Consider the following 23,224-nt stretch of genomic DNA (forward strand, 5'->3'; position numbering starts at 1 on the left):
TCGTCGCGCTCTCGCAAGGGTCAGTCACAAAATGGCGCGCATCTTAGCACACTCCGGGGTAAATTACTCCGCCGTTGGGTTTGCCAGGAAACGCACCGCGCGTTTTATGTCCCGCGTCCGCGGCGCGGGCGGCAGGCTTGCAAGGAAAGTCGCACCGTAAGGACGCATCACCAACCGGTTATCGCAGATGACCAGCACGCCGCGGTCTGTGACGTCACGGATTAGGCGCCCTACCCCTTGCTTAAGCGTAATGACCGCATCCGGCAGTTGAACCTCGTCAAACGGATCGCCGCCGCGCAGACGACAGTCTTCCATCCGCGCCTTCAGCAGCGGATCGTCCGGGGAGGTAAACGGTAGCTTATCAATGATCACCAGCGAAAGCGTGTCGCCGCGCACGTCCACCCCCTCCCAGAAGCTGCTGGTTGCGACCAGCAGGGCATTACCGGCACTCACGAACTGCTGCAGAAGCTGGCCTTTGCTGGTTTCGCCCTGCAACAGCACCGGCAACGTCATCGTAGCGCGAAACTGCTCGGCGAGGTCGCGCATCATGGCGTGGGAGGTGCAGAGCATAAAGCAGCGGCCGTTATTGGCCTCGATCATTGGCTTCAGCATCGCCGCCAGCAGACGGGCCGCACCCGGCTGGTTGGGAAGCGGCAGATTGCGCGGCACGCAGAGCAGCGCCTGCTTTTCGTAATCGAACGGGCTGGGCAGAAGCAGCGATTCCGCCTGCTCAATGCCGAGGCGCTCGGTGAAGTGGTGCAGATCGTCATTCACCGACAGGGTTGCCGACGTAAAGATCCAGCTGCCCGGCTTCTGCGCCATCACCTCTTTAAATTTATCCGCCACCGTCAGCGGCGTCAGCGCCAGGGTAAAGTGGCGCGAAGTGCACTCGTACCAGTAGCTGTAACCCGGCTGGTTAATCTCTTTCAGCCGTTTGAGCCGCCCGCGATAGAGCGTGGCGCGCTCGAAGGCCGCATCCAGCAGCGCGGAGCGGCCGAGTGACAGTTTTGCCACGTCGTAGCAGAGCTCAAGCGCATCATCGAGCAGCAGCAGCGCGCGCTGGATGTTTTTGTCCGCCAGCAGCTCGCGCAGGTTACCACGATAGCCCGGCTCGCCGAGCTGTAAACGGAAATCCTGCGCGCTCTGCGCCAGACGGTCGGCGCACTTCTGCAGCTGCTGGGTATCTTTGAGTTCGGTCCGGTAAGCAATGGTGAAATCTTTCGCCAGATCCTGCAGCTGACGGCTGGAGAGCGACTGACCAAAGTACTGGCTGGCGATGTCCGGCAGCTGGTGGGCTTCGTCGAAGATCATCACGTCCGCTTCCGGGATCAGCTCACCAAAGCCGCTGTCCTTAACCACCATATCCGCAAGGAACAGATGGTGGTTCACCACCACCACATCCGCATCCATCGCCGTTTTGCGCGCTTTCACCACGAAGCAGTCTTTATACAGCGGGCAGTCGCTGCCGAGGCAGTTGTCGTTGGTGCTGGTCACCAGCGGCCAGGCGGGAGAGTCTTCCGGCACGCTCGCGCAGGTGCTGATATCGCCCTCTTCGGTCTGGTTCGCCCAGGCGCGAAGGATAATGACGTCGCTCAGGGTTTGCACCGGCAGGTCGCCGCCCGCCAGCGCCTGCTGCTCAAGGCGTTCCAGGCAAAGATAGTTGGAGCGCCCCTTCAGCAGGGCCAGACGGCCTTTATATTTCAGTGCCTTTGCCACGGTGGGCAAATCACGGCTGTAGAGCTGATCCTGCAGCGCCTTCGAACCGGTGGAAATAATCACCTTCTTTTTCGCCCGCAGCGCCGGCGCAAGGTAAGCATAGGTTTTACCCGTGCCGGTACCGGCTTCGACCACCAGCGGCTGAGCCTTATCGATGGCGCGTGCAACGGCGTGCGCCATCTGTCGCTGAGGCTCACGGGGTTTGAAGCCGGGGATAGCCTGCGCTAATTGACCTTCAGGGGAAAAATCGTCTGCCACGGTGCTCTCTCACTGTATTTTTGCACAGGGATTATGTCAGCCCATCCTCTCATGTGCCACCCCAAATAGTGACGACAGATGAACAATATGGCAGTCTTGCCGCCTGACGACGAAAAATAACGAGGAAACGTTTATGACAATTGTGCGCATTGATGCCGAAGCCCGCTGGTCTGATGTGGTGATCCATAACCAGACGCTCTACTACACCGGCGTCCCGGCTAACCTGGACGCGGATGCGTTCGAGCAGACGGCCAATACCCTGGCGCAGATTGACGCGGTGCTGGAAAAACAGGGCAGCGACAAATCCCGCATTCTGGATGCGACGATTTTCCTGGCAAACAAAGATGACTTCGCGGCAATGAACAAAGCCTGGGACGCGTGGGTGGTGGCGGGTCACGCGCCTGTACGTTGCACCGTACAGGCCACGCTGATGAAGCCGGAATACAAGGTAGAGATTAAGATTATCGCGGCGGTTTAAGCCCGATCACTCTTCATCTTCATCTTCATCCTCGAAACGCGCCACGATCCGCTCGCCGGTATGCGTGGCGCGCAGTTCTTCCGCCACCTGGGAAATCGCCTGTCCGCTGCTCATCCCCCGGGACATCAGTTCCTGAATTCGCTCAACCGCTTTCTGCTGCTGTTCATGGCTCAGAGAAGGTAAACCTGCAAACATCGTCAACTCCTGCTAAATTATTCGCGCTAATTATTTCACGCTGCCCGGTAGTATGCCACACATGAACATGCGCTTCCCCACTGTTATTACCCTGCCCTGGCGGACAGACGCCGCTGAATACTGGTTTGCCCGCCTGAGCCATCTTCCGTTTGCGATGCTGCTGCACTCCGGCCATGCGGACCATCCCTATAGCCGCTTTGATATTCTGGTCGCCGATCCGCTGAAGACGCTGACAACCGATGTTCTGTCGTTAACGGACGATCCGCTGGCGCAGCTTCAGCACGACATTAACGCGCTGGGCTTATCTGCCACCCCCAACCCGGATCTTCCTTTTCAGGGGGGCGCGCTGGGCCTGTTTGGCTACGATTTGGGTCGCCGTTTCGAAACGCTGCCCGAGCATGCGCAGGCTGATATCCCCCTGCCCGACATGGCCGTGGGGCTGTATGACTGGGCGTTAATTGTCGATCACCAGAAAAAAACGGTTTCCCTGCTGAGCCATCGTGACGTGCAGGCGCGTCTGGCCTGGCTTGAGGCGCAACAGGCTGCACCCGCAGAGACGTTCACGCTGACCTCCGGCTGGCGCTCGAACATGAGCGCCGCGGAATATGCCGAAAAATTCGCGCGCGTTCAGGCGTATCTGCAAAGCGGCGACTGCTATCAGGTTAACCTCGCCCAGCGCTTCGAGGCGACCTATCGGGGAGATGAGTGGCAGGCGTTTACCCGCCTTAATGCCAGCAATAAGGCGCCGTTCAGCGCCTTTGTGCGTCTGGAACAGGGGGCGATCCTCAGCCTGTCGCCCGAGCGCTTTATTCATCTGGCCGAGGGCACGATCCAAACCCGCCCGATTAAGGGCACGCTTCCACGCCTTGCCGATCCTGATGCCGATCGCCAGCAGGCGGAAAAACTGGCCGCCTCGCCAAAAGACCGCGCCGAAAACCTGATGATTGTCGATCTGATGCGTAACGACATTGGCCGGGTGGCCGTGCCGGGCAGCGTCCGCGTGCCGGAACTGTTTGTCGTTGAGCCTTTCCCGGCGGTGCATCATCTGGTCAGCACCATTACCGCGCGGCTGCCTGACTCGCGCACGGCCTGCGACCTGCTGCGCGCCGCGTTCCCGGGCGGCTCCATCACCGGCGCGCCGAAGGTGCGGGCAATGGAGATCATTGATGAGCTGGAGCCCCACCGCCGTAATGCCTGGTGCGGTAGCATCGGCTATATCAGCCTGTGCGGCACGCTGGATACCAGCATTACCATCCGTACGCTGACCGCCTGCAACGGAAACCTTTACTGTTCGGCCGGGGGCGGCATTGTTGCCGACAGCCAGGTCGATGCGGAATATCAGGAAACCTTTGATAAAGTTAACCGTATCCTGAAACAACTGGAGTAAACACGGGTGGAAAAAGAGAATCTGACGCTGGATGACTTTTTATCTCGCTTTCAGCTACTAAGACCGCAGGTCAACCGCGAAGCGCTGAATCAACGTCAGGCGGCCGTGCTGATCCCGGTCGTGCGTCGCGCGCAACCGGGCCTGCTGCTCACCCAGCGTTCCGCCCATTTACGCAAGCACGCGGGTCAGGTCGCTTTTCCGGGGGGCGCGGTAGACAGCTCCGACGCCTCGCTGATTGCCGCCGCGCTGCGCGAAGCGCAGGAAGAGGTTGCCATTCCACCAGAGGCCGTTGAGGTCATCGGCGTGCTGCCGCCCGTCGACAGCGTCACCGGTTTTCAGGTCACGCCGGTGGTCGGCATTATCCCGCCGGGCCTGCAGTATCACGCCAGCGTCGATGAAGTCTCCGCGGTGTTTGAAATGCCGCTGGATGAAGCCCTCCGACTGAGTCGTTATCACCCGCTGGATATTCAGCGTCGTGGGCATGACCATCGGGTCTGGTTGTCCTGGTATCAGCATTATTTTGTCTGGGGCATGACGGCGGGCATTATTCGTGAGCTGGCGTTGCAAATCGGCCTGAAGCCTTGACTATACTTTACATTCCGCCCTCTTCTGCCAGGTTTGCGATCTGCGTCGCGCTATTAGCAAAACCCATCGTTAACCATTAGTTTAATTCATGTGAATAGTTAAGCTGAGGTCGGTGTTCCCTCTTACACTATGCGCAGTTATAACATCGTTACTGGAACCCCGGTAACCCTGTCAGGAGTGTGAAAGTGATTAGTATATTCGACATGTTCAAAGTGGGAATTGGCCCTTCGTCTTCCCATACTGTTGGCCCGATGAAGGCCGGTAAACAGTTCGTCGATGATCTGGTCGAAAAAGGATTACTGGAAAGCGTTACCCGTGTCGCCGTGGATGTTTACGGCTCGCTGTCATTAACGGGTAAAGGCCACCACACCGATATCGCCATTATTATGGGTCTGGCAGGCAATATGCCAGATACCGTTGATATTGATGCCATCCCGGCATTCATCCGCGACGTGGAAACACGCGGCCGCCTGCTGCTGGCAAACGGCCAGCAGGAAGTCGATTTTCCGCAGGATGACGGCATGCGTTTCCGTAGCGACAACCTGCCGCTGCATGAAAACGGCATGACCATTCACGCTTATAGCGGTGAAAAAGAGATTTACAGCAAAACGTACTACTCCATCGGCGGTGGTTTCATCGTGGATGAAGAGCATTTTGGCAAAGACAGCGTCGGCGACGTCAGCGTACCGTACCCGTTCAAATCGGCGACCGAGATGCTGGGTTACTGCAAACAGACCGGTCTTTCCCTGTCCGGCATGGTGATGCAGAACGAACTGGCGCTGCACAGCAAACAAGAGATTGAAGACTATTTTGCCAACGTCTGGCAAACCATGCGCGCCTGTATCGATCGCGGGATGAACACTGAAGGGGTTCTGCCGGGTCCGCTGCGCGTGCCGCGTCGTGCCTCTGCTCTGCGCCGTATGCTGGTGACCACGGACAAATTCTCCAACGACCCGATGAACGTGGTCGACTGGGTGAATATGTTTGCACTTGCGGTTAACGAAGAGAACGCCGCCGGTGGCCGCGTCGTGACGGCGCCAACCAACGGCGCGTGCGGCATTGTTCCTGCGGTGCTGGCGTATTACGACCACTTTATTGAGCCCGTGACGCCGGACATCTATATCCGTTATTTCCTGGCAGCAGGTGCCATCGGCGCGCTGTACAAGATGAATGCCTCCATCTCCGGTGCGGAAGTGGGCTGTCAGGGTGAAGTCGGCGTGGCCTGCTCCATGGCGGCAGCAGGTCTGGCAGAGCTGTTGGGTGCAAGCCCTGAGCAGGTCTGCGTGGCGGCTGAAATCGGTATGGAACATAACCTCGGTCTGACCTGCGATCCGGTCGCGGGCCAGGTGCAGGTGCCGTGCATTGAGCGTAACGCGATTGCCTCGGTGAAAGCCATCAACGCCTCACGTATGGCGATGCGCCGTACCAGCGAACCTCGCGTATCGCTGGATAAGGTGATTGAAACCATGTACGAAACGGGCAAAGACATGAACGCGAAATACCGCGAGACGTCCCGTGGTGGCCTGGCCATTAAGGTGCAGTGCGACTAATACTGCCTTTCGCCCATCTGCAACGGATGGGCGAATTTCCCTCTTCTTCCTCGTCTCCTTCTGCTTTCCCCACTACACTTTTACTGTTGCGTCCGGCTTTTGTGGCTGGTGGCTTATCAGGCGACCGTTCATGCAAACTGCACAAACGATCATTAAAAACTATCGCCGAAAACGCGTTATCGTCTGTGTGACGGTTGCGCTCCTCACGCTCATCCTGACGCTGGGCATTCGCTTTATTTCCCAGCGCAACGTTAACCAACAGCGGATCCTCGATTTTACCAGCCATACCGTTCGCGCCCTTGATAACGTTTTGCTTTCCCTGGAAAACCACCGCAACGTGCTGCAGCCGCTGGTGGGACAGCCCTGCCCGCAGGTGCAGCTGGCGCTGCGACAGCAGGCAGCCATTTTGCAGACGGTACGTTCTATCGCCCTGATTAAAGACGGAATCCTGTATTGTTCGAGTATTTTCGGCAGCCGCAGCGAGCCTGTCCGTGACTTCCTTCAGGAACTCCCCGCCAGCACGGCGAAGCTGATTTTATCGACCGACCAGTGGCTGCTTAAGGGCAGCCCTGTTTTGATCCAGTGGTATCCCGTCTCCCAGGACGGTGAAGAAGGCGTCGTCGAGATTATTAATATCGACCTGATCGCCAGAATGATCCTCGAGCCCCAGCGTCCGCTCATCAATGACGTGGTGCTGACAGTCGGCGATCGTTTTTTACGCTACGGTCAACGCGTCACCGACAGTCTGACGTTTGATGAAGAGAGCGCCCTTTTCCAGCAGTCATCAACCCGAAATCCTTTCACCATTACGGTCAGCGGACCTGGCCCCGGTGAGTTAGCCTTAAAAAGCCTGCCCGCCCAGCTGCCGCTGGGGCTGATGCTCAGCCTGCTGCTGGGCTATCTCGCCTGGCTGGCGACGGCAAACCGGATGAGCTTTACGTGGGAGATCGATATGGGCATTGCGGCGCGGGAATTTGAGCTTTTCTGCCAGCCGCTGGTGAATGCCCGCACCCAGGCGTGCACGGGCGTTGAGATCCTGCTGCGCTGGAATAACCCCCGTCAGGGTTGGATCACTCCGGAGGTGTTTATCCCTCTGGCAGAAGAACATAACCAGATTGTCCCCCTGACCCGCTATGTCATCGCCGAAACGGTGCGCCAGATAGGCTACTTCCCGTCCAGCGCCGGTTTCCACATCGGCATTAACGTTGCCGCCAGCCACTTCCGTCACGCTGTACTGGTACAGGACCTGAACCGTCTCTGGTTCAGCGCCAATCCGCGACAGCAGCTGGTGATTGAACTCACGGAACGGGATGCGCTGCTGGACGCGGATTATCGCATCGTGCGCGAACTGCATCGCAAAGGGGTGAAGCTCGCTATCGACGATTTTGGCACCGGGAACAGCTCCCTCTCCTGGCTTGAAAAGCTGCATCCGGACGTCCTGAAAATTGACCAGTCCTTTACCACCGCCATTGGCACGGATGCCGTGAATTCAACGGTGACGGACATGATCATTGCGCTTGGCCAGCGGTTGAATATCGAGCTGGTTGCGGAAGGGGTCGAAACGGAAGAGCAGGCGCGCTATTTACGCCGTCATGGCGTTCCAGTCCTGCAGGGCTTTTTCTATGCGCGGCCGATGCCGCTACGGGACTTTCCAGACTGGCTGGCGGGAAGTGCTCCCCCGCCAGCGCGTCATAACGGGCACATCGTACCCTTAATGCCGCTGCGTTAAGCAGACTTACTCATCTTCGTCGTGGGCAGATTGTTCTTTAACAATACGGACCATATCAACGCGATAGTCGTTGGCTTCGACAATGGTAATATGCAGCGGCGGCAGTTCTATCACATCGCCAACACGCGGGATCTGGCCATTTACGGCGATAACCAGACCGGCAACGGTCGCGATGTCTTCTTCATCGTTGACCACGTTTTCCAGCCCCAGCGTGTGCGAGAGCGCGTGCAGGTCGGTGGTACCTTTAACCAGCCAGCCTTCGCCATCGGCAACAATTTCCGGCGTTTCGTCTTCATCCGGGAATTCACCGGCGATCGCTTCCAGCACGTCCAGCGGCGTCACCAGCCCCTGCACCACGCCAAACTCGTTGGTGACAATAACAAAGCTACCGCGAGCGCGGCGCAGCACCCCGAGCAGGTTGATCGGATCCAGCGTTTCCGGCACCACAATCGCAGGCGATGCAGCAGCAACGGCTTCGACGTTAACGCCCTCTTCCAGGGCGACCAGCATCTCTTTCGCCCGCACCACGCCGATGATCTCATCCAGTTCACCACGACATACCGGGAACAGGCTGTGCGGTGAAGAGAGCAGCTGCTGGCGAATTTCATCAACGCTCAGGTTAGCATCGACCCAGCTGATCTCCCCGCGCGGCGTCATGATGCCGCGCAGCGAACGGGAGGCCAGAGAGAGCACGCCGTTAATCATGTAGCGTTCCTGTTCCACAAACGCCCCTTCCGGGACCGGAACCGGGTTGTGGTTTTCGGAATCAGACTGCACATTCACCTGACGACGACCGCCCATCAGGCGCAGAATGGCATCTGCGGTACGGGCGCGCAGCGGCTGATTTGACTGCTGCTTGATAAAGTTACGGCGCGCAATCTGGTTGAACAGCTCGATCAGGATCGAGAAGCCAATCGCGGCGTACAGGTAGCCTTTCGGAATATGGAAGCCAAAGCCTTCCGCCACCAGGCTCAGACCAATCATCAGCAGGAAGCTCAGACACAGTACCACCACCGTTGGATGCTGGTTCACGAAACGCGTCAGCGGTTTCGACGCCAGCAGCATGACCGCCATCGCAATAACCACCGCTGCCATCATGACCGGCAGATGGTTCACCATGCCGACCGCCGTGATCACCGCATCCAGCGAGAAGACCGCATCCAGCACCACGATCTGCAGCACCACCACCCAGAAACTGGCATAGCCTTTACCGTGCCCATCATCGTGCTGACGGTTTTCCAGCCGCTCATGAAGTTCTGTCGTCGCTTTGAAGAGCAGGAATATCCCCCCGATCAGCATGATTAAATCACGGCCGGAGAAGGTGTAATCCATGACGGAGAACAGCGGTTTGGTCAGCGTGACCATCCACGAGATGACGGAGAGCAGCCCCAGTCGCATGACCAGCGCCAGCGAGAGTCCAATCAGACGCGCTTTATCACGTTGTTTTGGCGGCAGCTTATCCGCAAGAATCGCGATAAACACCAGGTTATCAATGCCGAGAACGATCTCCAGCACCACCAGCGTGAGCAATCCCACCCAGATTGACGGGTCCATTAAGAATTCCATGACAAGCTCCTGCTAAAGGAATGACGAAACGGTGCCCCACTCAATGTGGGCAAAACAGAGGCAGACAGAGTCGATACGTGGCGAGGATCGCCGGTGAAAAAGGCGCGAAATGGCCTGGAAGATGACTGACGTCGGTGACGGTCCATATAGTGGGCTGGAGCCCTATACTCCTGAACAATTAAACGGAGGCTAAACATATCAGAGAGACTGTGTTTTTAGCAAAGATTTACGTTCCTTTGCAAAGTTCTGTAACACAGCGGCTTTACGCTACAGATAATTCTGTAACGCGTGGCTAAATTACGGATCTTCATCACATAAATTATTTTTTCACTATCTAAAATAATTCGCGGAAGTCTTAGTTTTTTGAACTCTAACCCTTATCTGAATCGATTCGGTTCGCCAATACGATTCTCAGTACGACTGCCTGGCAGGCGTATTAATGATAATAAAAGGAGGTAGCAAGTGACCATTGCTATTGTCATAGGCACACATGGTTGGGCTGCTGAGCAGCTACTCAAAACGGCAGAGATGCTGTTGGGCGAGCAGGAAAACGTCGGCTGGATCGATTTCGTTCCCGGTGAAAACGCCGAGACGCTGATAGAGAAGTACAACGCTCAGCTCGAGAAGCTGGATACCAGCAAAGGCGTGCTGTTTCTCGTTGATACATGGGGCGGCAGCCCGTTCAATGCTGCCAGCCGCATTGTCGTCGATAAAGAGCACTATGAAGTTGTCGCCGGGGTCAATATTCCCATGCTGGTGGAAACCCTTATGGCACGCGACGACAATCCGTCCTTCGATGAGCTGGTTGCACTGGCTGTTGAAACCGGCCGCGAAGGGGTTAAGGCCCTGAAGGCACAGCCGGTTGAAAAACCTGCCCCTGCGCCTGCAGCGGCACCGAAAGCGGCGGCACCGGCAAAACCGATGGGCCCGAATGATTACATGGTGATCGGCCTTGCGCGTATTGATGACCGCTTAATCCACGGTCAGGTAGCCACGCGCTGGACCAAAGAGACCAACGTTCGACGCATTATCGTGGTCAGCGACGAAGTGGCCGCTGATACCGTACGTAAAACCCTTCTGACTCAGGTTGCTCCTCCTGGCGTTACCGCGCACGTTGTGGATGTCGCCAAGATGATTCGCGTATACAACAACCCGAAATATGCGGGCGAACGCGTGATGCTCCTGTTCACTAACCCGACAGACGTTGAGCGCATTGTTGAAGGCGGCGTGAAAATCACCTCCGTTAACATTGGTGGTATGGCATTCCGTCAGGGCAAAACGCAGGTCAACAACGCCATTTCAGTCGATGCGAAAGATATCGAAGCATTCAACAAGCTGAATGCACGCGGTATTGAGCTGGAAGCCCGTAAGGTTTCCACGGACCAGAAACTGAAAATGATGGATTTGATCGGCAAAGTTGGGAAATAAGCCCGCGCCGGTTTTTCACATAATGCTTATGTAATAGGAGAAGTACAATGGAGATTACCACTCTTCAGATTGTGCTGGTGTTCGTGGTCGCATGTATTGCGGGTATGGAATCCGTACTTGATGAATTTCAGTTCCACCGTCCTCTGGTGGCCTGTACGCTGATTGGGGCCGTTCTGGGTGACATGAAAACCGGTATCATCATCGGTGGTACCCTGGAAATGATCGCCCTGGGCTGGATGAACATCGGTGCGGCGGTTGCGCCCGATGCCGCGCTGGCCTCTATCATTTCTACCGTTCTGGTTATTGCCGGTCACCAGAGTATTGGTGCAGGTATCGCCCTGGCAATCCCGCTGGCAGCCGCAGGCCAGGTTCTGACCATCATCGTTCGTACGATCACCGTTGCCTTCCAGCACGCGGCGGATAAGGCGGCCGACAATGGCAACCTCACGGCCCTGTCATGGATCCACGTTTCATCCCTGTTCCTGCAGGCGATGCGTATCGCAATCCCGGCGGTTATCGTCGCGATCTCTGTGGGTACCAGTGAAGTCCAGAGCATGCTGAACGCCATTCCTGAAGTGGTCACCGGCGGCCTGAACATCGCGGGCGGTATGATCGTGGTCGTTGGTTATGCGATGGTCATCAACATGATGCGCGCAGGCTACCTGATGCCGTTCTTCTACCTCGGCTTCGTGACCGCGGCCTTCACCAACTTCAATCTGGTTGCACTGGGTGTGATCGGTGCGGTGATGGCGATTCTCTACATCCAGCTCAGCCCGAAATATAACCGCGTCGCGGGTGCCCCAGCGCAGGCTGCTGGTAACAACGATCTCGATAACGAACTGGACTAACAGGTGAGCGAAATGGTTGATATGACAAAAACTACCACCGAGAAAAAACTCACTCCGGGTGATATTCGTGGCGTGTTCATCCGTTCTAACCTGTTTCAGGGTTCATGGAACTTCGAACGTATGCAGGCGCTGGGCTTCTGCTTCTCCATGGTACCGGCGATCAAACGCCTGTACCCGGAAAACAACGAAGCACGCCGTCAGGCCATCAAGCGTCACCTGGAATTCTTTAACACCCATCCTTACGTTGCTGCCCCTGTACTGGGCGTAACGCTGGCGATGGAAGAGCAGCGTGCAAACGGCGCAGAGATTGACGATGGTGCCATCAACGGTATCAAAGTCGGTCTGATGGGTCCGCTGGCCGGTGTCGGTGACCCTATCTTCTGGGGTACCGTGCGTCCGGTCTTCGCGGCACTGGGTGCCGGTATCGCGATGAGCGGCAGCCTGCTTGGCCCGTTGCTGTTCTTCATCCTGTTCAACGCCGTGCGTCTGCTGACCCGTTACTACGGCGTGGCCTACGGCTACCGTAAAGGGGTGGACATCGTTAAGGACATGGGCGGCGGCTTCCTGCAGAAACTGACTGAGGGGGCGTCAATCCTCGGCCTGTTTGTCATGGGCGCGCTGGTAAACAAATGGACGCACGTGAATATCCCGCTGGTGGTATCGACCATCACCGGACAGGATGGTCAGACCCGCGTCACCACCGTACAGACGATTCTGGATCAGCTGATGCCGGGCCTGGTCCCGCTGCTGTTGACCTTCGCCTGTATGTGGCTGCTGCGTAAGAAAGTGAACCCGCTGTGGATCATCGTTGGCTTCTTCGTCATCGGTATTGCGGGCTACGCCGTCGGCCTGCTGGGTCTGTAAGTATCAATGCTATAGGCCGGGGGCTTGCCCCCGGTTTTTTTTATCTGGAGGATGAATGACTGTCACGGACATCGTACTGGTTTTATTTGTTGTTGCCCTTCTGGCTTACGCGATCTATGACGAGTTCATTATGCCCCGCCGTCACGGCGAGACGCTGCTCTCCCTTCCCCTGCTACGACGCGGGCGCGTGGATGCCTTTATCTTCGTGGGTCTCATCGCCATTCTTATTTACAATAACGTCACCAGCCATGGTGCATTATTAACCACATGGTTATTATGTGCGCTGGCATTAATGGCGATTTATCTGTTCTGGATCCGCACGCCAAAAATCATTTTTAAATCCCACGGATTCTTCTTCGCCAATGTATGGATAGAATATAACCGTATTAAAGAGATGAATTTATCCGAAGACGGCGTGCTGGTGATGCAATTAGAACAACGCCGCCTGCTTATTCGGGTGAAGAATATTGATGACCTGGAAAAGATATACAAGTTACTCGTTAAAACTCAATGAGTTAGATATATAGCAACGGCTATATCCTGTGTTTATTTTGCGCAAGAAATATAGCCGAAGCTATATCCCCACCGCTAATTTGAACGCTATTTGTTAACGATATTTTCACGATAAAAGACAAATGAAAATCGTTATCAATAAACGTTTTAAATAATGCCTTTTCATTGTTGTTTTATATTCTCAAAATATGTTAAGGTTGCGCCCGTCGTTGGGGAGTAGCCGATTTCCTGTTCACAGGAAATGTACGTGTCAACATACTCGTTGAAAAACGTGGCACGTACGGATCGCTTACCGCACATCTTATGTGCATTGCGATCAGGCGAGACCATAGATACATCAACTGCTGTTTACTGGGGGCAGTGATGTGTCATATGGATATCCCCGGTCTGGACGCTGTTATGAATATCTCCGCTACGATCCTTCTCGCTTTTGGCATGTCCATGGACGCATTCGCTGCTTCCATCGGAAAAGGCGCCACGCTACACAAACCTAAATTCTCAGAAGCCCTGCGTACCGGCCTGATTTTTGGCGCTATCGAAACGCTAACCCCGCTTATCGGCTGGGGACTTGGCATGCTCGCCAGCCAGTTCGTGCTGGAGTGGAACCACTGGATTGCCTTCGTCCTGCTGGTGTTCCTCGGAGGCCGAATGGTCATTGAAGGTTTTCGCGGCGGTGATGATGAACACGAGGAGCCGCAGCATCGCCACGGCTTCTGGCTGCTGGTCACCACCGCCATTGCCACCAGCCTTGATGCGATGGCCGTTGGTGTGGGTCTGGCATTTCTGCAGGTCAATATTATCGCCACCGCGCTGGCTATTGGCTGTGCAACCCTGATTATGTCCACACTGGGCATGATGGTCGGACGGTTTATCGGCCCGCTGCTGGGTAAACGCGCCGAGATCCTCGGGGGAATAGTGCTGATTGGCATTGGCGCCCAGATCCTCTGGGCACACTTCGCCGGTTAATCTTCGCGCTGCCAGATGTGGATGCTGAAGTCCGTCTGGCAGCGAAATGTTGAATGTGCCGCCAGCGTTTCCCACACCTCCGGTTTTGCCCGCCACGCGAACGGCGTCATCTGCAATAACGCGACGGCCTCTTCCCCTTTCAGCGTCATTTCGTACGCCACTGATTCCGCTTGCTTCAGGGTAAAACCGCCCAGCTGCTCTGAATTCGGGGCATGCAGACGCACTTCGTCGTAGATCAGCCCTTTCAGCTCCATCAGATGACGCGGGCCTGGGGTCACGGTGACCACCCATCCGCCCGGCTTCACCACGCGCGCCAGCTCCTCTGCCTTACACGGCGCGTAGATGCGGATAACCGCGTCCATGCTGGCATCGTCAAACGGCAGCCGGTGGCTGGACGCCACGCAGAACGTCACGTCGGTATAACGCTTTGCCGCCGCGCGTATGGCCACTTTCGACACGTCCAGACCGAATGTCTGCGCGCCCTTCTCACGAGCAACCTCCGCAAACCGTGCGGTGTAGTATCCTTCCCCACAGCCGATATCGAGCATGGCGGTGGCTGAAGCAGACAGAATGTCATTGAGCATCTGCGTGACGGCCTCCCGCAGCGGCAGATAGTGTCCGGCATCGAGAAACGCGCGGCGCGCCCGCATCATCTCAGCACTGTCGCCAGGATCGCGGGAACGCTTATGCTGGACCGGCAGAAGATTCACGTAGCCTTCTTTTGCCCGGTCAAACTGATGCCCCTGCGGGCAGGTATACCGTTTATCTGAGTGCGTCAGGGGGGCGTGGCAAAGGGGACAGCTGAAGGACATGGCAACTCCGGAGCATAATCAAAGGGCGAAGTGTACCGCTATTCGCCCCTGTTATAAACGCCCGGTTAGCGCATGACGATAAGGTGATCGGACCCCGCCGGTAACCCGTCAGGTTTGATATTCTCCAGACGCAGCACGTTACCCATAATCTCACTGAAGACAGGGGCAGAGACGGCCCCGCCGTAGTAAGCCCCGTTTTGCGGATCGTTAATCACCACCACCAGGGCAAAACGCGGATTGCTGGCAGGGGCAACCCCCGCCGTGTAGGCGACGTATTTATCGACATACTTCCCGCTATCGTCAATTTTCTTCGCCGTACCGGTTTTCACCGCCACCCGGTAATCACGCACGGCAGCCTTAACGCCTCCGCCGCCCGGCAGCGCAACGCTCTCCATCATGTGCTCCACTTCATGGGCAATCTCTTCCGGCATGACGCGATGCCCGATAACGGGGGGATCGATGCGGGTGATCGAGAGCGGACGCTCAAGCCCGTACCCACCAATCGTGGCGTAGACGTGGGCCAGCTGGAGCGGCGTAACCATCAGCCCGTAGCCGAAGGCAAAGGTCGCGCGATCGAGCTGGCTCCAGTATTTACGCTGTGGCAACAGCCCCGAGCTTTCCCCCGTTAAGCCAAGCCCCGTATTGGTGCCAAAACCAAAGTTTCGATAGGTATCGATGAGATGCTGGACAGGCATCGCCAGCGAAAGTCGGGAAACGCCGGTGTCGCTCGATTTTTGCAGGATCCCGGTCATTGTCAGCTCAGGGTAAAAGCCCACGTCGCGAATGCGATGTCCGTCAAGGGTATACGGGTGGGTGTCAATCACACTGTCCGGCTGGACCAGCCCCTGCTGCAGAGCCGTCATCAGCACCAGCGGCTTGACGGTTGAACCGGGTTCGAACGTATCACTGATTGCGCGATTGCGAAAATCGTTTATCGTCGCCCCTTCACGATTATTGGGGTTAAAATCCGGGTAGCTCGCCATGGCGAGGATTTCCCCGGTTGGGATATTAATGAGCACCGACGCCCCCGACTCGGCCTTGTTCCAGGCCACGGCATTGTCGAGCGCATCTTCGGTGATGGTTTGCAGCCGCTCGTCAATACTTAACTGGATGTTATGCGCCGGTGCGGGCGCAATTTCGGTCAGGTTTTCAACCACGCGTCCATAGCGATCTTCCCTAACCTGACGCACACCCGGCTTGCCGGTGAGTTGCGCGTTGAAGCTCTTTTCCACACCTTCGATGCCCTGCCCGTCAATATTGGTGAAGCCAATCAGGTTCGCTGCCACATGGCCAGCAGGATAAAAACGGCGGGACTCATCGCGCAAATTGATGCCGGGCAGATTCAGTTTGTCGATCCACTTTGCCTGCGCAGGATCGACCTGACGGGCAAGGTAAATAAAACGGCCCTGTGGGTTGGCGTTGATGCGTGCCGAGAGTGTGCCGAGGGAGAGATGCAGCGCGCTGGCCAGCGCCTGCCAGCGCTCATCAAGGCCGACGCCCCCTTTTGCCAGCACCGTTTTAGGATCGGCCCAGACGGCCTGGACAGGCACGCTCACCGCCAGGGGGCGACCCTCACGATCCATTATCATACCGCGCGGCGCATCAATCGCCAGCTGACGGAGGGATCGCATATCCTCCTGCTTCACCAGATTGTCAGGCTTGATGATTTGCAGCCAGGCAACGCGCCCCAGCAGAAAAGCCAGACTACAAAAAATAGCTAAACAGAGCAGAGCAAAACGCGCCGGCGTGAAATTTCCAGTTGCTGTTATCAATGTCTTCTTCACCTGAACCCCAGGGCTGTAAAACAACGCCCTGATTTAACGGGAAAAGACGGCGAGAAGGTGGCGAAACAGTGCTACTAACCTCGCAGCTTTGCAACAAGTTACTAACAAGACCGCGGATGGTAATATTTTGAAAGATAAGGGACATAAAAAAGCCCCGCGACAGGCGAGGCTTTATGTCTGAGAGTGAAGTGCCGGGCACTTCAGTCAACAGCGGTTCGATCAGATAGCAGTTACGTTAACTGCAGCTGGGCCTTTCTGGCCGTCCTGAATTTCGAACTCAACGTTCTGGCCTTCAGCCAGAGTTTTGAAGCCGTTACCCTGGATTGCAGAGAAGTGTACGAACACGTCTTTGCTGCCGTCGGCAGGAGTAATGAAACCAAAACCTTTAGACTCGTTGAACCACTTAACTTGACCTTTAATCTTTGCCATTTTGCAAAATTCCTTAGAGTGTTTTCTTAGCCCGCAGGCATTAACTGAGATAAAACTGAGACATTACTGCATGAGGCACTAATATAAGGTTCGGCAGAGAAGCGGTATTCAACGACAACGTGTTTACTCAGGACTTCTTTACTGAAAATGCCACACATAAACAGAACTGTACCTCGTTTGACCCAAAACGTGTTATCACACACTATGTTTAATATGGCAAGCCATTTTTAAACATGTCTCGATCCGCCGCACAAATTCGAACAGTGCCTGTCAGGTTTTGCACAATTATGCGCATCACGTACAGACAGCCCTGCTGCGTAACAAAGACCCAGCGTTGCTTTCACACCCGCTGTAATCTAAGACTTTTTTAACATAGCTCAATCATTACGAACCGTCCAGCAAACGGGAAAAGAAATCTTACGTCTTGATTGAGTTAGAACAATTTGTGAAAACTTATGCTTAAATCATTGTAACGCGACCAAATTGTTTCAGAGAAAAAACAGTGTTAATAACCCGCGCCCAGCTGTATTAAAATGCACCAGCGAATAAACAGCGTTATGCACCAAAATAATGAAATTTTTATGACTCTGCATCAAAAGAAGGCAAGCAAAACGTTTCGATAAAAATAAAACATTCCTGCGCGCGTTTACATCAACAATATATGCAACAATTTATCGCTTCGTTTATAAGGATAAATATTCACCAATTTTCAGTATCCTGAAAGAATGGTTAACTGGTGCTAAATTATCGAGTGCGTGAGTTAACTCCTGCACAGGTTCATCTAAGGATTCATCTGCCAGTTCAAACACGCCCCAGTGAATAGGGAACGCCAGAGGTGAGCCCAGCTGCTGCCACAATGCCACCGCAGATTGCGGATCCATATGATGGACAGCCATGAACCATCGTGGGGCATAGGCACCAATCGGTAACGCGGCGGCATCAATCTGGCCCAGGCGTTCAGGAATCAACAGCAGCTCAGGTGAATAACCGGTATCACCGCTGAACCAGAAACGGTGATACCGTCCTTCCATCACCCAGCCGCACCATAAGGAACGATTGCGGTTCCATGGCGTGCGCATGCTCCAGTGCTGTGCCGGTACGGCGGTCAGCGTCATCCCCTGCCAGGTTAAACTCTGCCACCAGTCGAGTTCGACCACGCGTTTTGCTCCCCGGCGACGAAACCAGTCGGCGAGGCCCAAAGGAACAAAAATACTGACGTCGGGAAAGCGTTTGAGGATTCGGCGAAGGGTTGCGACATCAAGATGATCGTAATGATTATGGGAAATGACGACCGCATCCAGCTGATGAAGTTGCTCGACAGACAGTACGGGGGGTGTCTTACGCTGGGGTCCCAGGAAAGGCAGCGGAGAAGCGCGTCGAGAAAACACCGGATCGGTAAGGATGACATTGCCGTCCATCTGCAGCAACACGCTCGCGTGTCCGAGCCACCATACCCCATCTTCCTGAGGTTGCGTAAGCTCAACCGGTTGCCACCACTGGCGGATAAAGTCTTCATAACCCAGCGCGGGCGGCTTCGGTAATCCGGCCTCTTTACGCGCTTTACGCCAACGGTCAAGGTCCCCGGGTTGATGTCCGACAGGATCGGTATTACAAAAACCGTTTGGAGTGTGATGTTTCAGGGAGGGGTCATACCAGGGATTTTTCCAGACCACAGCCACCTCCCAGGACAAAAAGATTAACGCTCAGCCACCAGGCGGATAAAGTCGTCTTCGTCTTTGTTATCTTCAGCGACCGCGTCTTTCGGCGCGTCTTTCTCTTCCGGTTCGTTAGCCTCACACAGACGGCGTAGCAGCGCATTCTGACGTTTTTGCTGATCGAGCAGCGCTTCCAGCAGTTCGATCTGCTCGTTAGTACGGGAACTGGCGCGGTTCACGAAAAACCAGATGACCAGCCCCACAAGCAGAACCACCAAAGAAATCATCAGGGATGCTATATTCAGCAGCCCTGAATTCAGTAACTCACCCATTTCACCACCTCAATAAAAACGTCTATTTTACCACTGGCGCGAAGGAAGGAAATCACGTTGAGAAAAAATGTCTATTACCACGGAATAAACTTGTTTATTGCGCAAACGCCGCTAAAAAACTGTACATCCTGATCGCACATCACATTGATCGTCTGCGTCCATAACACCACGCACGCTATCAGCACGATAATCAGAATTACCCAGCGTATTTTTTTCACTCCACACTCCGTCTAAGGACCTGATGTAACGAGATTATCACGCTTATCTTAAACAAGGACTAACTGTGCCTCCATCGCGCTTTTTTTCAGAATCCTGCACTTGTTTCATCGCGTAAACGCTTTACGCTAGCATTACGATAACAACGATAAAAGAGGTAATGATGCGATTCATCATTCGAACAATTATTGCACTGGCCCTTGTCTGGATTGGCCTTCTGTTAACGGGCTATGGCGTGCTCGTGGGGAGCACCGAAAACGCAGCCGGGCTAGGCATTCAGTGTAAATATCTAACAGCACAGGGAATGAGCACTGCCCAGTATCTGCATACTGACAGCGGGATCGTTGGTTTAACCCACTGCCCTGTACTGCGTAAAACATCCGTCGTGATTGATAATGGCTAATCAGCCTGGTGAATGACATACAAAAAACGCCGCATCAGATGCGGCGTTTTTTCTACCAGCAGGGATTAAAACGGGTAGTCGTGATATCCCATCTGTTCAGAAATTTTCCGTGCCGCAGTGTGCAGAATAGCCACATACTCATGCAGACGCTCTTCGGAGAAGCGTAAGGTTGGGAAGGAGATACTCAAGCCCGCGATCACCACGCCAAAGCGGTCAAATACCGGAACGCCGATGCAGCGCAGACCCTCTTCCTGCTCTTCGTTATCTTCGCCATATCCCTGCTCGCGCACGCGGTCAAGCACCGTCAGCAGCGCATCCGTGCTGGTAATGGTTCGTGAGGTACTTTGCTTGTATTCCACGCCTTCAAGGATCTGCTTCACTTCCTCGCGATCGCGCCACGCCAGCAGAACTTTACCAATGGCGGTACTGTAGAGCGGGTTGCGGCGACCAATGCGCGAATACATGCGCAGATTGTACATGGAGTCGATTTTATGGATGTAAACGATGCTGTCTTCATCCAGCGCACCGAGATGAATGGTCTCTTTGGTCAGGCGAGAGATTTCACGCATCTGAATGTCAGCGCTGCGGATCAGGTCAACATTTTGTAGCGCACGCGCACCCAATTCAAACAGCTTCAGCGTCAGAGAATACTTTTCAGATTCGCCTTCCTGCGCAACGTAACCCAGTGACTTCATGGTTTGCAAAAAGCGATAAACGGTGCTTTTTGACATCATCACGCGCTGCGACAGCTCTGTAATACCTATTTCACGCTCTTCTCCAAGCGCCTGTAAGATGCCAAACACCTTCAGCACGGAAGAAACAGAATCTGGCTGTTTATCCAAATCCGCAATAGCCATTTACCACCTCATAGCGAGTGTTTTATAAAAATCAGAACCGGTTTTTATTATAAGTTCCCGTCATGTCACCTGCAATCAATCCGCGTTTACTTCGTTACAAATCTGCGACATATCGCGGCTGTAACAATGCTAAAATAGTTACCCTGAGAATAATTTCACGCTGAGCTTTTTACTCCTGATGGAAAAGAATCTTTCTGATGGCCTGCCATTACCCCAACGGTATGGCGCAATAGCGACCATCATTATCGGTATCTCAATGGCCGTCCTTGACGGCGCGATTGCAAACGTTGCCCTGCCAACCATCGCCAGCGACCTGCATGCCTCACCCGCCAGTTCGATTTGGATTGTTAACGCCTACCAGATTGCGATTGTGGTGTCACTGCTCTCGTTCTCTTTCCTCGGCGATATGTTCGGCTACCGCCGGGTATATCAGTGCGGCCTGGTGGTTTTCACTTTTACCTCCCTGCTCTGTGCCCTTTCAGATTCACTGCATACCCTGACGCTTGCGCGTATTGCGCAGGGTTTTGGCGGCGCGGCGCTCATGAGCGTAAACACGGCGCTGATCCGCTTGATTTATCCGCAGCGTCATCTGGGGCGCGGAATGGGGATAAACTCGTTTATTGTCGCCGTCTCTTCTGCCGCCGGGCCAACGATTGCGGCGGCGATCCTCTCCGTTGCGTCATGGCAATGGCTGTTCGCCATTAACGTGCCGCTGGGTATCGTCGCCATCTTCTTTGCCCTGCGCTTTCTTCCCGCTAACGGTCCCAAAAGCAGCATGCCGCGCTTCGACGTGGCAAGTGCGGTGATGAATGCCCTGACCTTCGGACTGCTGATTACGGCGCTAAGCGGCTTTGCCCAGGGACAATCTCTGATGCTTACCGCCGCGGAGCTCATCGCCCTGCTGGCGATCGGCTTCTTCTTTGTACGCCGCCAGCTCACCCTGCCAGTTCCTTTGCTGCCCGTTGACCTGCTGCGTATTCCCCTCTTTTCGCTCTCCATCTGCACGTCTGTCTGCTCGTTCTGCGCCCAGATGCTGGCTCTGGTCTCCCTGCCCTTCTTTCTGCAGAGCGTAGTTGGCCGCTCAGAAGTGGAAACCGGGCTGCTGCTCACCCCCTGGCCGCTGGCGACGATGGTGATGGCACCGCTGGCAGGTTATTTAATTGAACGTGTTCATGCCGGTTTATTGGGCGCTTTGGGGCTGGCGGTGATGGCGACAGGCCTTTTCGCGTTAGCATTGTTGCCCTCGTCGCCTTCGGATCTGGACATCATCTGGCGCATGATCCTCTGCGGCGCAGGGTTTGGCCTGTTCCAGTCCCCCAATAATCACACCATTATCACCTCAGCACCACGGCATCGCAGCGGTGGGGCAAGCGGTATGCTGGGAACCGCGCGTCTGCTGGGCCAAAGCAGCGGTGCGGCACTGGTCGCCCTGATGTTTAACCTTGCCGGACAAAACGGTAACCATCTTGCGCTCCTCACCGCAGGCGCCCTTGCCACCCTCGCGGCGGTCGTCAGCGGCCTGCGGGTGACCCAGCCCAGGGTTCAGGCATAAAAAAAGCCGGGCGGAGTGTTCTCCCGCCCGGCTTCTTGTGTTTTGTTGCGTTACTTCAGGTATTCCCCACTGCGCAGCGCTTCAATACGCTTATCCAGCGGCGGGTGAGACATAAACAGCTCGCTCAGCGATTTGGATTTACCGTTAATGCAGAAGGCCATCATGCTGTTCGCTTCCTGCGGCTCGTAGGAGGTTTTCAGACGCTGCAGCGCGGCAATCATCTTCTCACGACCAACCAGCTTCGCAGAGCCGGCATCCGCGTGGAATTCACGGTGACGAGAGAACCACATGGTGATGATGCTCGCCAGAATACCGAATACCAGTTCCAGAACCATCGACACAGCAAAATAGATCAGCGGATTGCCGTTGCTCTCTTCGCCTTCGTCGCGGTTGCCGCCCATGAAGCCCGCGGCAATCTGCGCCAGAATACGGGAGATAAAGATCACGAAGGTGTTTACCACGCCCTGAATCAGGGTCATGGTCACCATGTCACCGTTAGCGATATGGCTAATTTCGTGGGCGATAACCGCTTCGGCTTCGTCACGGCTCATGTTCTGCAGCAGTCCGGTGCTGACAGCAACCAGTGACGCATCGCGACGGGCACCCGTGGCGAACGCGTTGATATCCGGAGCATGGTAAATGGCCACCTGCGGCATGGCGATCCCGGCCTGACGGGACTGCTGAGCCACCGTATTCATCAGCCACTGTTCCATATCGTTACGGGGTTGCTCAATGACCTCCCCCCCTACCGATTTCAGTGCCATCCACTTTGACATCAGCAGGGAGATGAACGAGCCACCAAAACCAAACAGCAGCGCCATAATCAACAGACCCTGAACGCTGCTCGACTGAATTCCTGTCAGGCTTAGCACGAGCCCGAAAACCACCATCACCGCCAGGTTGGTGAGCAGGAAGAGCGCGATTCGCATCATAATTTTCTTTTTACCTCAGTTTAACAAAACGCACTATGCGATTACCCACATCGTATGGGTATTGCGGCTATTTTCAAGCATCCTGAGGGCGTAAGTCACCAGAAAGACACAACTTTACACAATTGAAAATCTGGCTGACGGAAGGATAAAGTACAAAAAGAAACAGGCA

Annotated in this window: 24 protein-coding genes, 1 pseudogene and 1 riboswitch; of the genes and pseudogenes, 12 read left to right on the forward strand and 13 right to left on the reverse strand. The window is 55.1% G+C overall.

Going from position 1 to position 23,224, the window contains the following annotated elements:
* Positions 1-63: 63 nt before the first annotated feature.
* Entirely contained in the window at positions 64-1,974 is a 1,911-nt protein-coding gene (locus ACMGGU_RS11845; RefSeq protein ID WP_023325496.1) for an ATP-dependent DNA helicase, read from the reverse strand.
* Positions 1,975-2,107: 133 nt separating this feature from the next.
* On the opposite strand from ACMGGU_RS11845, the gene ACMGGU_RS11850 reads away from it, so the two are divergent.
* Positions 2,108-2,452 (forward strand): RidA family protein, encoded by a 345-nt coding sequence (locus ACMGGU_RS11850; protein WP_008500498.1) that lies wholly within the window; start codon positions 2,108-2,110, stop codon positions 2,450-2,452.
* A gap of 6 nt (positions 2,453-2,458) precedes the next feature.
* Here the strand turns inward: ACMGGU_RS11850 and ACMGGU_RS11855 are convergent, their stop codons facing one another.
* Positions 2,459-2,647 carry a YoaH family protein gene (locus ACMGGU_RS11855; RefSeq protein ID WP_252076989.1) on the reverse strand — a complete coding sequence of 63 codons (189 nt, stop codon included), beginning with the start codon at positions 2,645-2,647 and terminating at the stop codon, positions 2,459-2,461.
* Between the two features lie 61 nt (positions 2,648-2,708).
* On the opposite strand from ACMGGU_RS11855, the gene pabB reads away from it, so the two are divergent.
* The 4 genes from pabB (at position 2,709) to ACMGGU_RS11875 (ending at position 7,898) form a co-directional block, all read left to right on the forward strand.
* Entirely contained in the window at positions 2,709-4,034 is a 1,326-nt protein-coding gene (gene pabB, locus ACMGGU_RS11860; protein WP_252077517.1) for an aminodeoxychorismate synthase component 1, read from the forward strand.
* A gap of 6 nt (positions 4,035-4,040) precedes the next feature.
* Positions 4,041-4,619, forward strand: coding sequence for a CoA pyrophosphatase (locus ACMGGU_RS11865; RefSeq protein ID WP_045908238.1), 579 nt, complete (start codon positions 4,041-4,043; stop codon positions 4,617-4,619).
* 185 nt (positions 4,620-4,804) lie between these two features.
* A complete protein-coding gene (gene sdaA, locus ACMGGU_RS11870; RefSeq protein WP_008500494.1) occupies positions 4,805-6,169 on the forward strand; it encodes an L-serine ammonia-lyase in 1,365 nt (454 codons plus the stop codon).
* Between the two features lie 130 nt (positions 6,170-6,299).
* Complete coding sequence (locus ACMGGU_RS11875) at positions 6,300-7,898, forward strand: cyclic diguanylate phosphodiesterase (RefSeq protein WP_069719002.1); 1,599 nt, start codon at positions 6,300-6,302, stop codon at positions 7,896-7,898.
* A gap of 6 nt (positions 7,899-7,904) precedes the next feature.
* On the opposite strand, the gene yoaE is transcribed toward ACMGGU_RS11875, so the two are convergent.
* On the reverse strand, positions 7,905-9,464 hold the full coding sequence (gene yoaE / locus ACMGGU_RS11880; protein ID WP_008500492.1) for a CNNM family cation transport protein YoaE: 1,560 nt from the start codon (positions 9,462-9,464) through the stop codon (positions 7,905-7,907).
* Positions 9,452-9,661: a protein YoaL gene (locus ACMGGU_RS11885; protein ID WP_072052259.1), complete on the reverse strand. Its 210-nt coding sequence runs from the start codon at positions 9,659-9,661 to the stop codon at positions 9,452-9,454. Before ACMGGU_RS11885 ends, yoaE begins: the two co-directional genes overlap by 13 nt.
* 265 nt (positions 9,662-9,926) lie before the next feature.
* Between ACMGGU_RS11885 and manX the strand changes: the two genes are divergently transcribed.
* The 5 genes from manX to mntP all read left to right on the forward strand — a co-directional run bounded on the left by manX (position 9,927) and on the right by mntP (position 14,083).
* On the forward strand, positions 9,927-10,892 hold the full coding sequence (gene manX, locus ACMGGU_RS11890; protein ID WP_045908235.1) for a PTS mannose transporter subunit IIAB: 966 nt from the start codon (positions 9,927-9,929) through the stop codon (positions 10,890-10,892).
* 47 nt (positions 10,893-10,939) lie between these two features.
* Entirely contained in the window at positions 10,940-11,740 is an 801-nt protein-coding gene (gene manY / locus ACMGGU_RS11895; protein ID WP_024909729.1) for a PTS mannose transporter subunit IIC, read from the forward strand.
* Positions 11,741-11,752: 12 nt separating this feature from the next.
* Complete coding sequence (locus ACMGGU_RS11900) at positions 11,753-12,604, forward strand: PTS mannose transporter subunit IID (RefSeq protein WP_006810994.1); 852 nt, start codon at positions 11,753-11,755, stop codon at positions 12,602-12,604.
* A 55-nt stretch (positions 12,605-12,659) separates the two neighbouring features.
* Positions 12,660-13,118, forward strand: coding sequence for a DUF986 family protein (locus ACMGGU_RS11905; RefSeq protein ID WP_048029444.1), 459 nt, complete (start codon positions 12,660-12,662; stop codon positions 13,116-13,118).
* A gap of 198 nt (positions 13,119-13,316) precedes the next feature.
* A riboswitch (yybP-ykoY riboswitch) is annotated at positions 13,317-13,506 on the forward strand.
* 10 nt (positions 13,507-13,516) lie between these two features.
* On the forward strand, positions 13,517-14,083 hold the full coding sequence (mntP, locus tag ACMGGU_RS11910; protein ID WP_045908281.1) for a manganese efflux pump MntP: 567 nt from the start codon (positions 13,517-13,519) through the stop codon (positions 14,081-14,083).
* Here mntP and rlmA read toward each other — a convergent pair.
* The 7 genes and pseudogenes from rlmA to mgrB form a co-directional block, all read right to left on the reverse strand.
* Complete coding sequence (rlmA, locus tag ACMGGU_RS11915; RefSeq protein WP_395299385.1) at positions 14,080-14,895, reverse strand: 23S rRNA (guanine(745)-N(1))-methyltransferase; 816 nt, start codon at positions 14,893-14,895, stop codon at positions 14,080-14,082. The genes mntP and rlmA overlap by 4 nt on opposite strands.
* Positions 14,896-14,960: 65 nt before the next feature.
* Complete coding sequence (gene ftsI, locus ACMGGU_RS11920) at positions 14,961-16,679, reverse strand: peptidoglycan glycosyltransferase FtsI (RefSeq protein ID WP_045908232.1); 1,719 nt, start codon at positions 16,677-16,679, stop codon at positions 14,961-14,963.
* A 219-nt stretch (positions 16,680-16,898) separates the two neighbouring features.
* Positions 16,899-17,108, reverse strand: a complete 210-nt coding sequence (gene cspE / locus ACMGGU_RS11925) for a transcription antiterminator/RNA stability regulator CspE (RefSeq protein WP_001062678.1) — start codon at positions 17,106-17,108, stop codon at positions 16,899-16,901.
* A 13-nt stretch (positions 17,109-17,121) separates the two neighbouring features.
* Positions 17,122-17,266, reverse strand: a pseudogene (locus ACMGGU_RS11930) (DUF2627 domain-containing protein).
* 525 nt (positions 17,267-17,791) lie between these two features.
* Positions 17,792-18,781 (reverse strand): MBL fold metallo-hydrolase, encoded by a 990-nt coding sequence (locus ACMGGU_RS11935; RefSeq protein ID WP_420300581.1) that lies wholly within the window; start codon positions 18,779-18,781, stop codon positions 17,792-17,794.
* Positions 18,782-18,804: 23 nt separating this feature from the next.
* On the reverse strand, positions 18,805-19,095 hold the full coding sequence (locus ACMGGU_RS11940; RefSeq protein WP_024909723.1) for a YebO family protein: 291 nt from the start codon (positions 19,093-19,095) through the stop codon (positions 18,805-18,807).
* A gap of 74 nt (positions 19,096-19,169) precedes the next feature.
* On the reverse strand, positions 19,170-19,313 hold the full coding sequence (gene mgrB / locus ACMGGU_RS11945) for a PhoP/PhoQ regulator MgrB (RefSeq protein WP_006175995.1): 144 nt from the start codon (positions 19,311-19,313) through the stop codon (positions 19,170-19,172).
* Between the two features lie 161 nt (positions 19,314-19,474).
* On the opposite strand from mgrB, the gene ACMGGU_RS11950 reads away from it, so the two are divergent.
* A complete protein-coding gene (locus ACMGGU_RS11950) occupies positions 19,475-19,714 on the forward strand; it encodes a YobH family protein (RefSeq protein WP_045908230.1) in 240 nt (79 codons plus the stop codon).
* A 65-nt stretch (positions 19,715-19,779) separates the two neighbouring features.
* Here the strand turns inward: ACMGGU_RS11950 and kdgR are convergent, their stop codons facing one another.
* Complete coding sequence (kdgR, locus tag ACMGGU_RS11955) at positions 19,780-20,571, reverse strand: DNA-binding transcriptional regulator KdgR (protein WP_023312208.1); 792 nt, start codon at positions 20,569-20,571, stop codon at positions 19,780-19,782.
* 178 nt (positions 20,572-20,749) lie between these two features.
* Here kdgR and ACMGGU_RS11960 point away from each other — a divergent pair, with 178 nt between their 5' ends.
* Entirely contained in the window at positions 20,750-22,123 is a 1,374-nt protein-coding gene (locus ACMGGU_RS11960; RefSeq protein ID WP_262823382.1) for an MFS transporter, read from the forward strand.
* 50 nt (positions 22,124-22,173) lie between these two features.
* Here the strand turns inward: ACMGGU_RS11960 and htpX are convergent, their stop codons facing one another.
* On the reverse strand, positions 22,174-23,055 hold the full coding sequence (gene htpX, locus ACMGGU_RS11965) for a protease HtpX (protein WP_014884290.1): 882 nt from the start codon (positions 23,053-23,055) through the stop codon (positions 22,174-22,176).
* Positions 23,056-23,224: the final 169 nt, after the last annotated feature.

Origin of the sequence: Enterobacter sp. BNK-8, assembly GCF_048685095.1 — a bacterium.
Classification (GTDB): Bacteria; Pseudomonadota; Gammaproteobacteria; order Enterobacterales; family Enterobacteriaceae; genus Enterobacter; species Enterobacter quasiroggenkampii.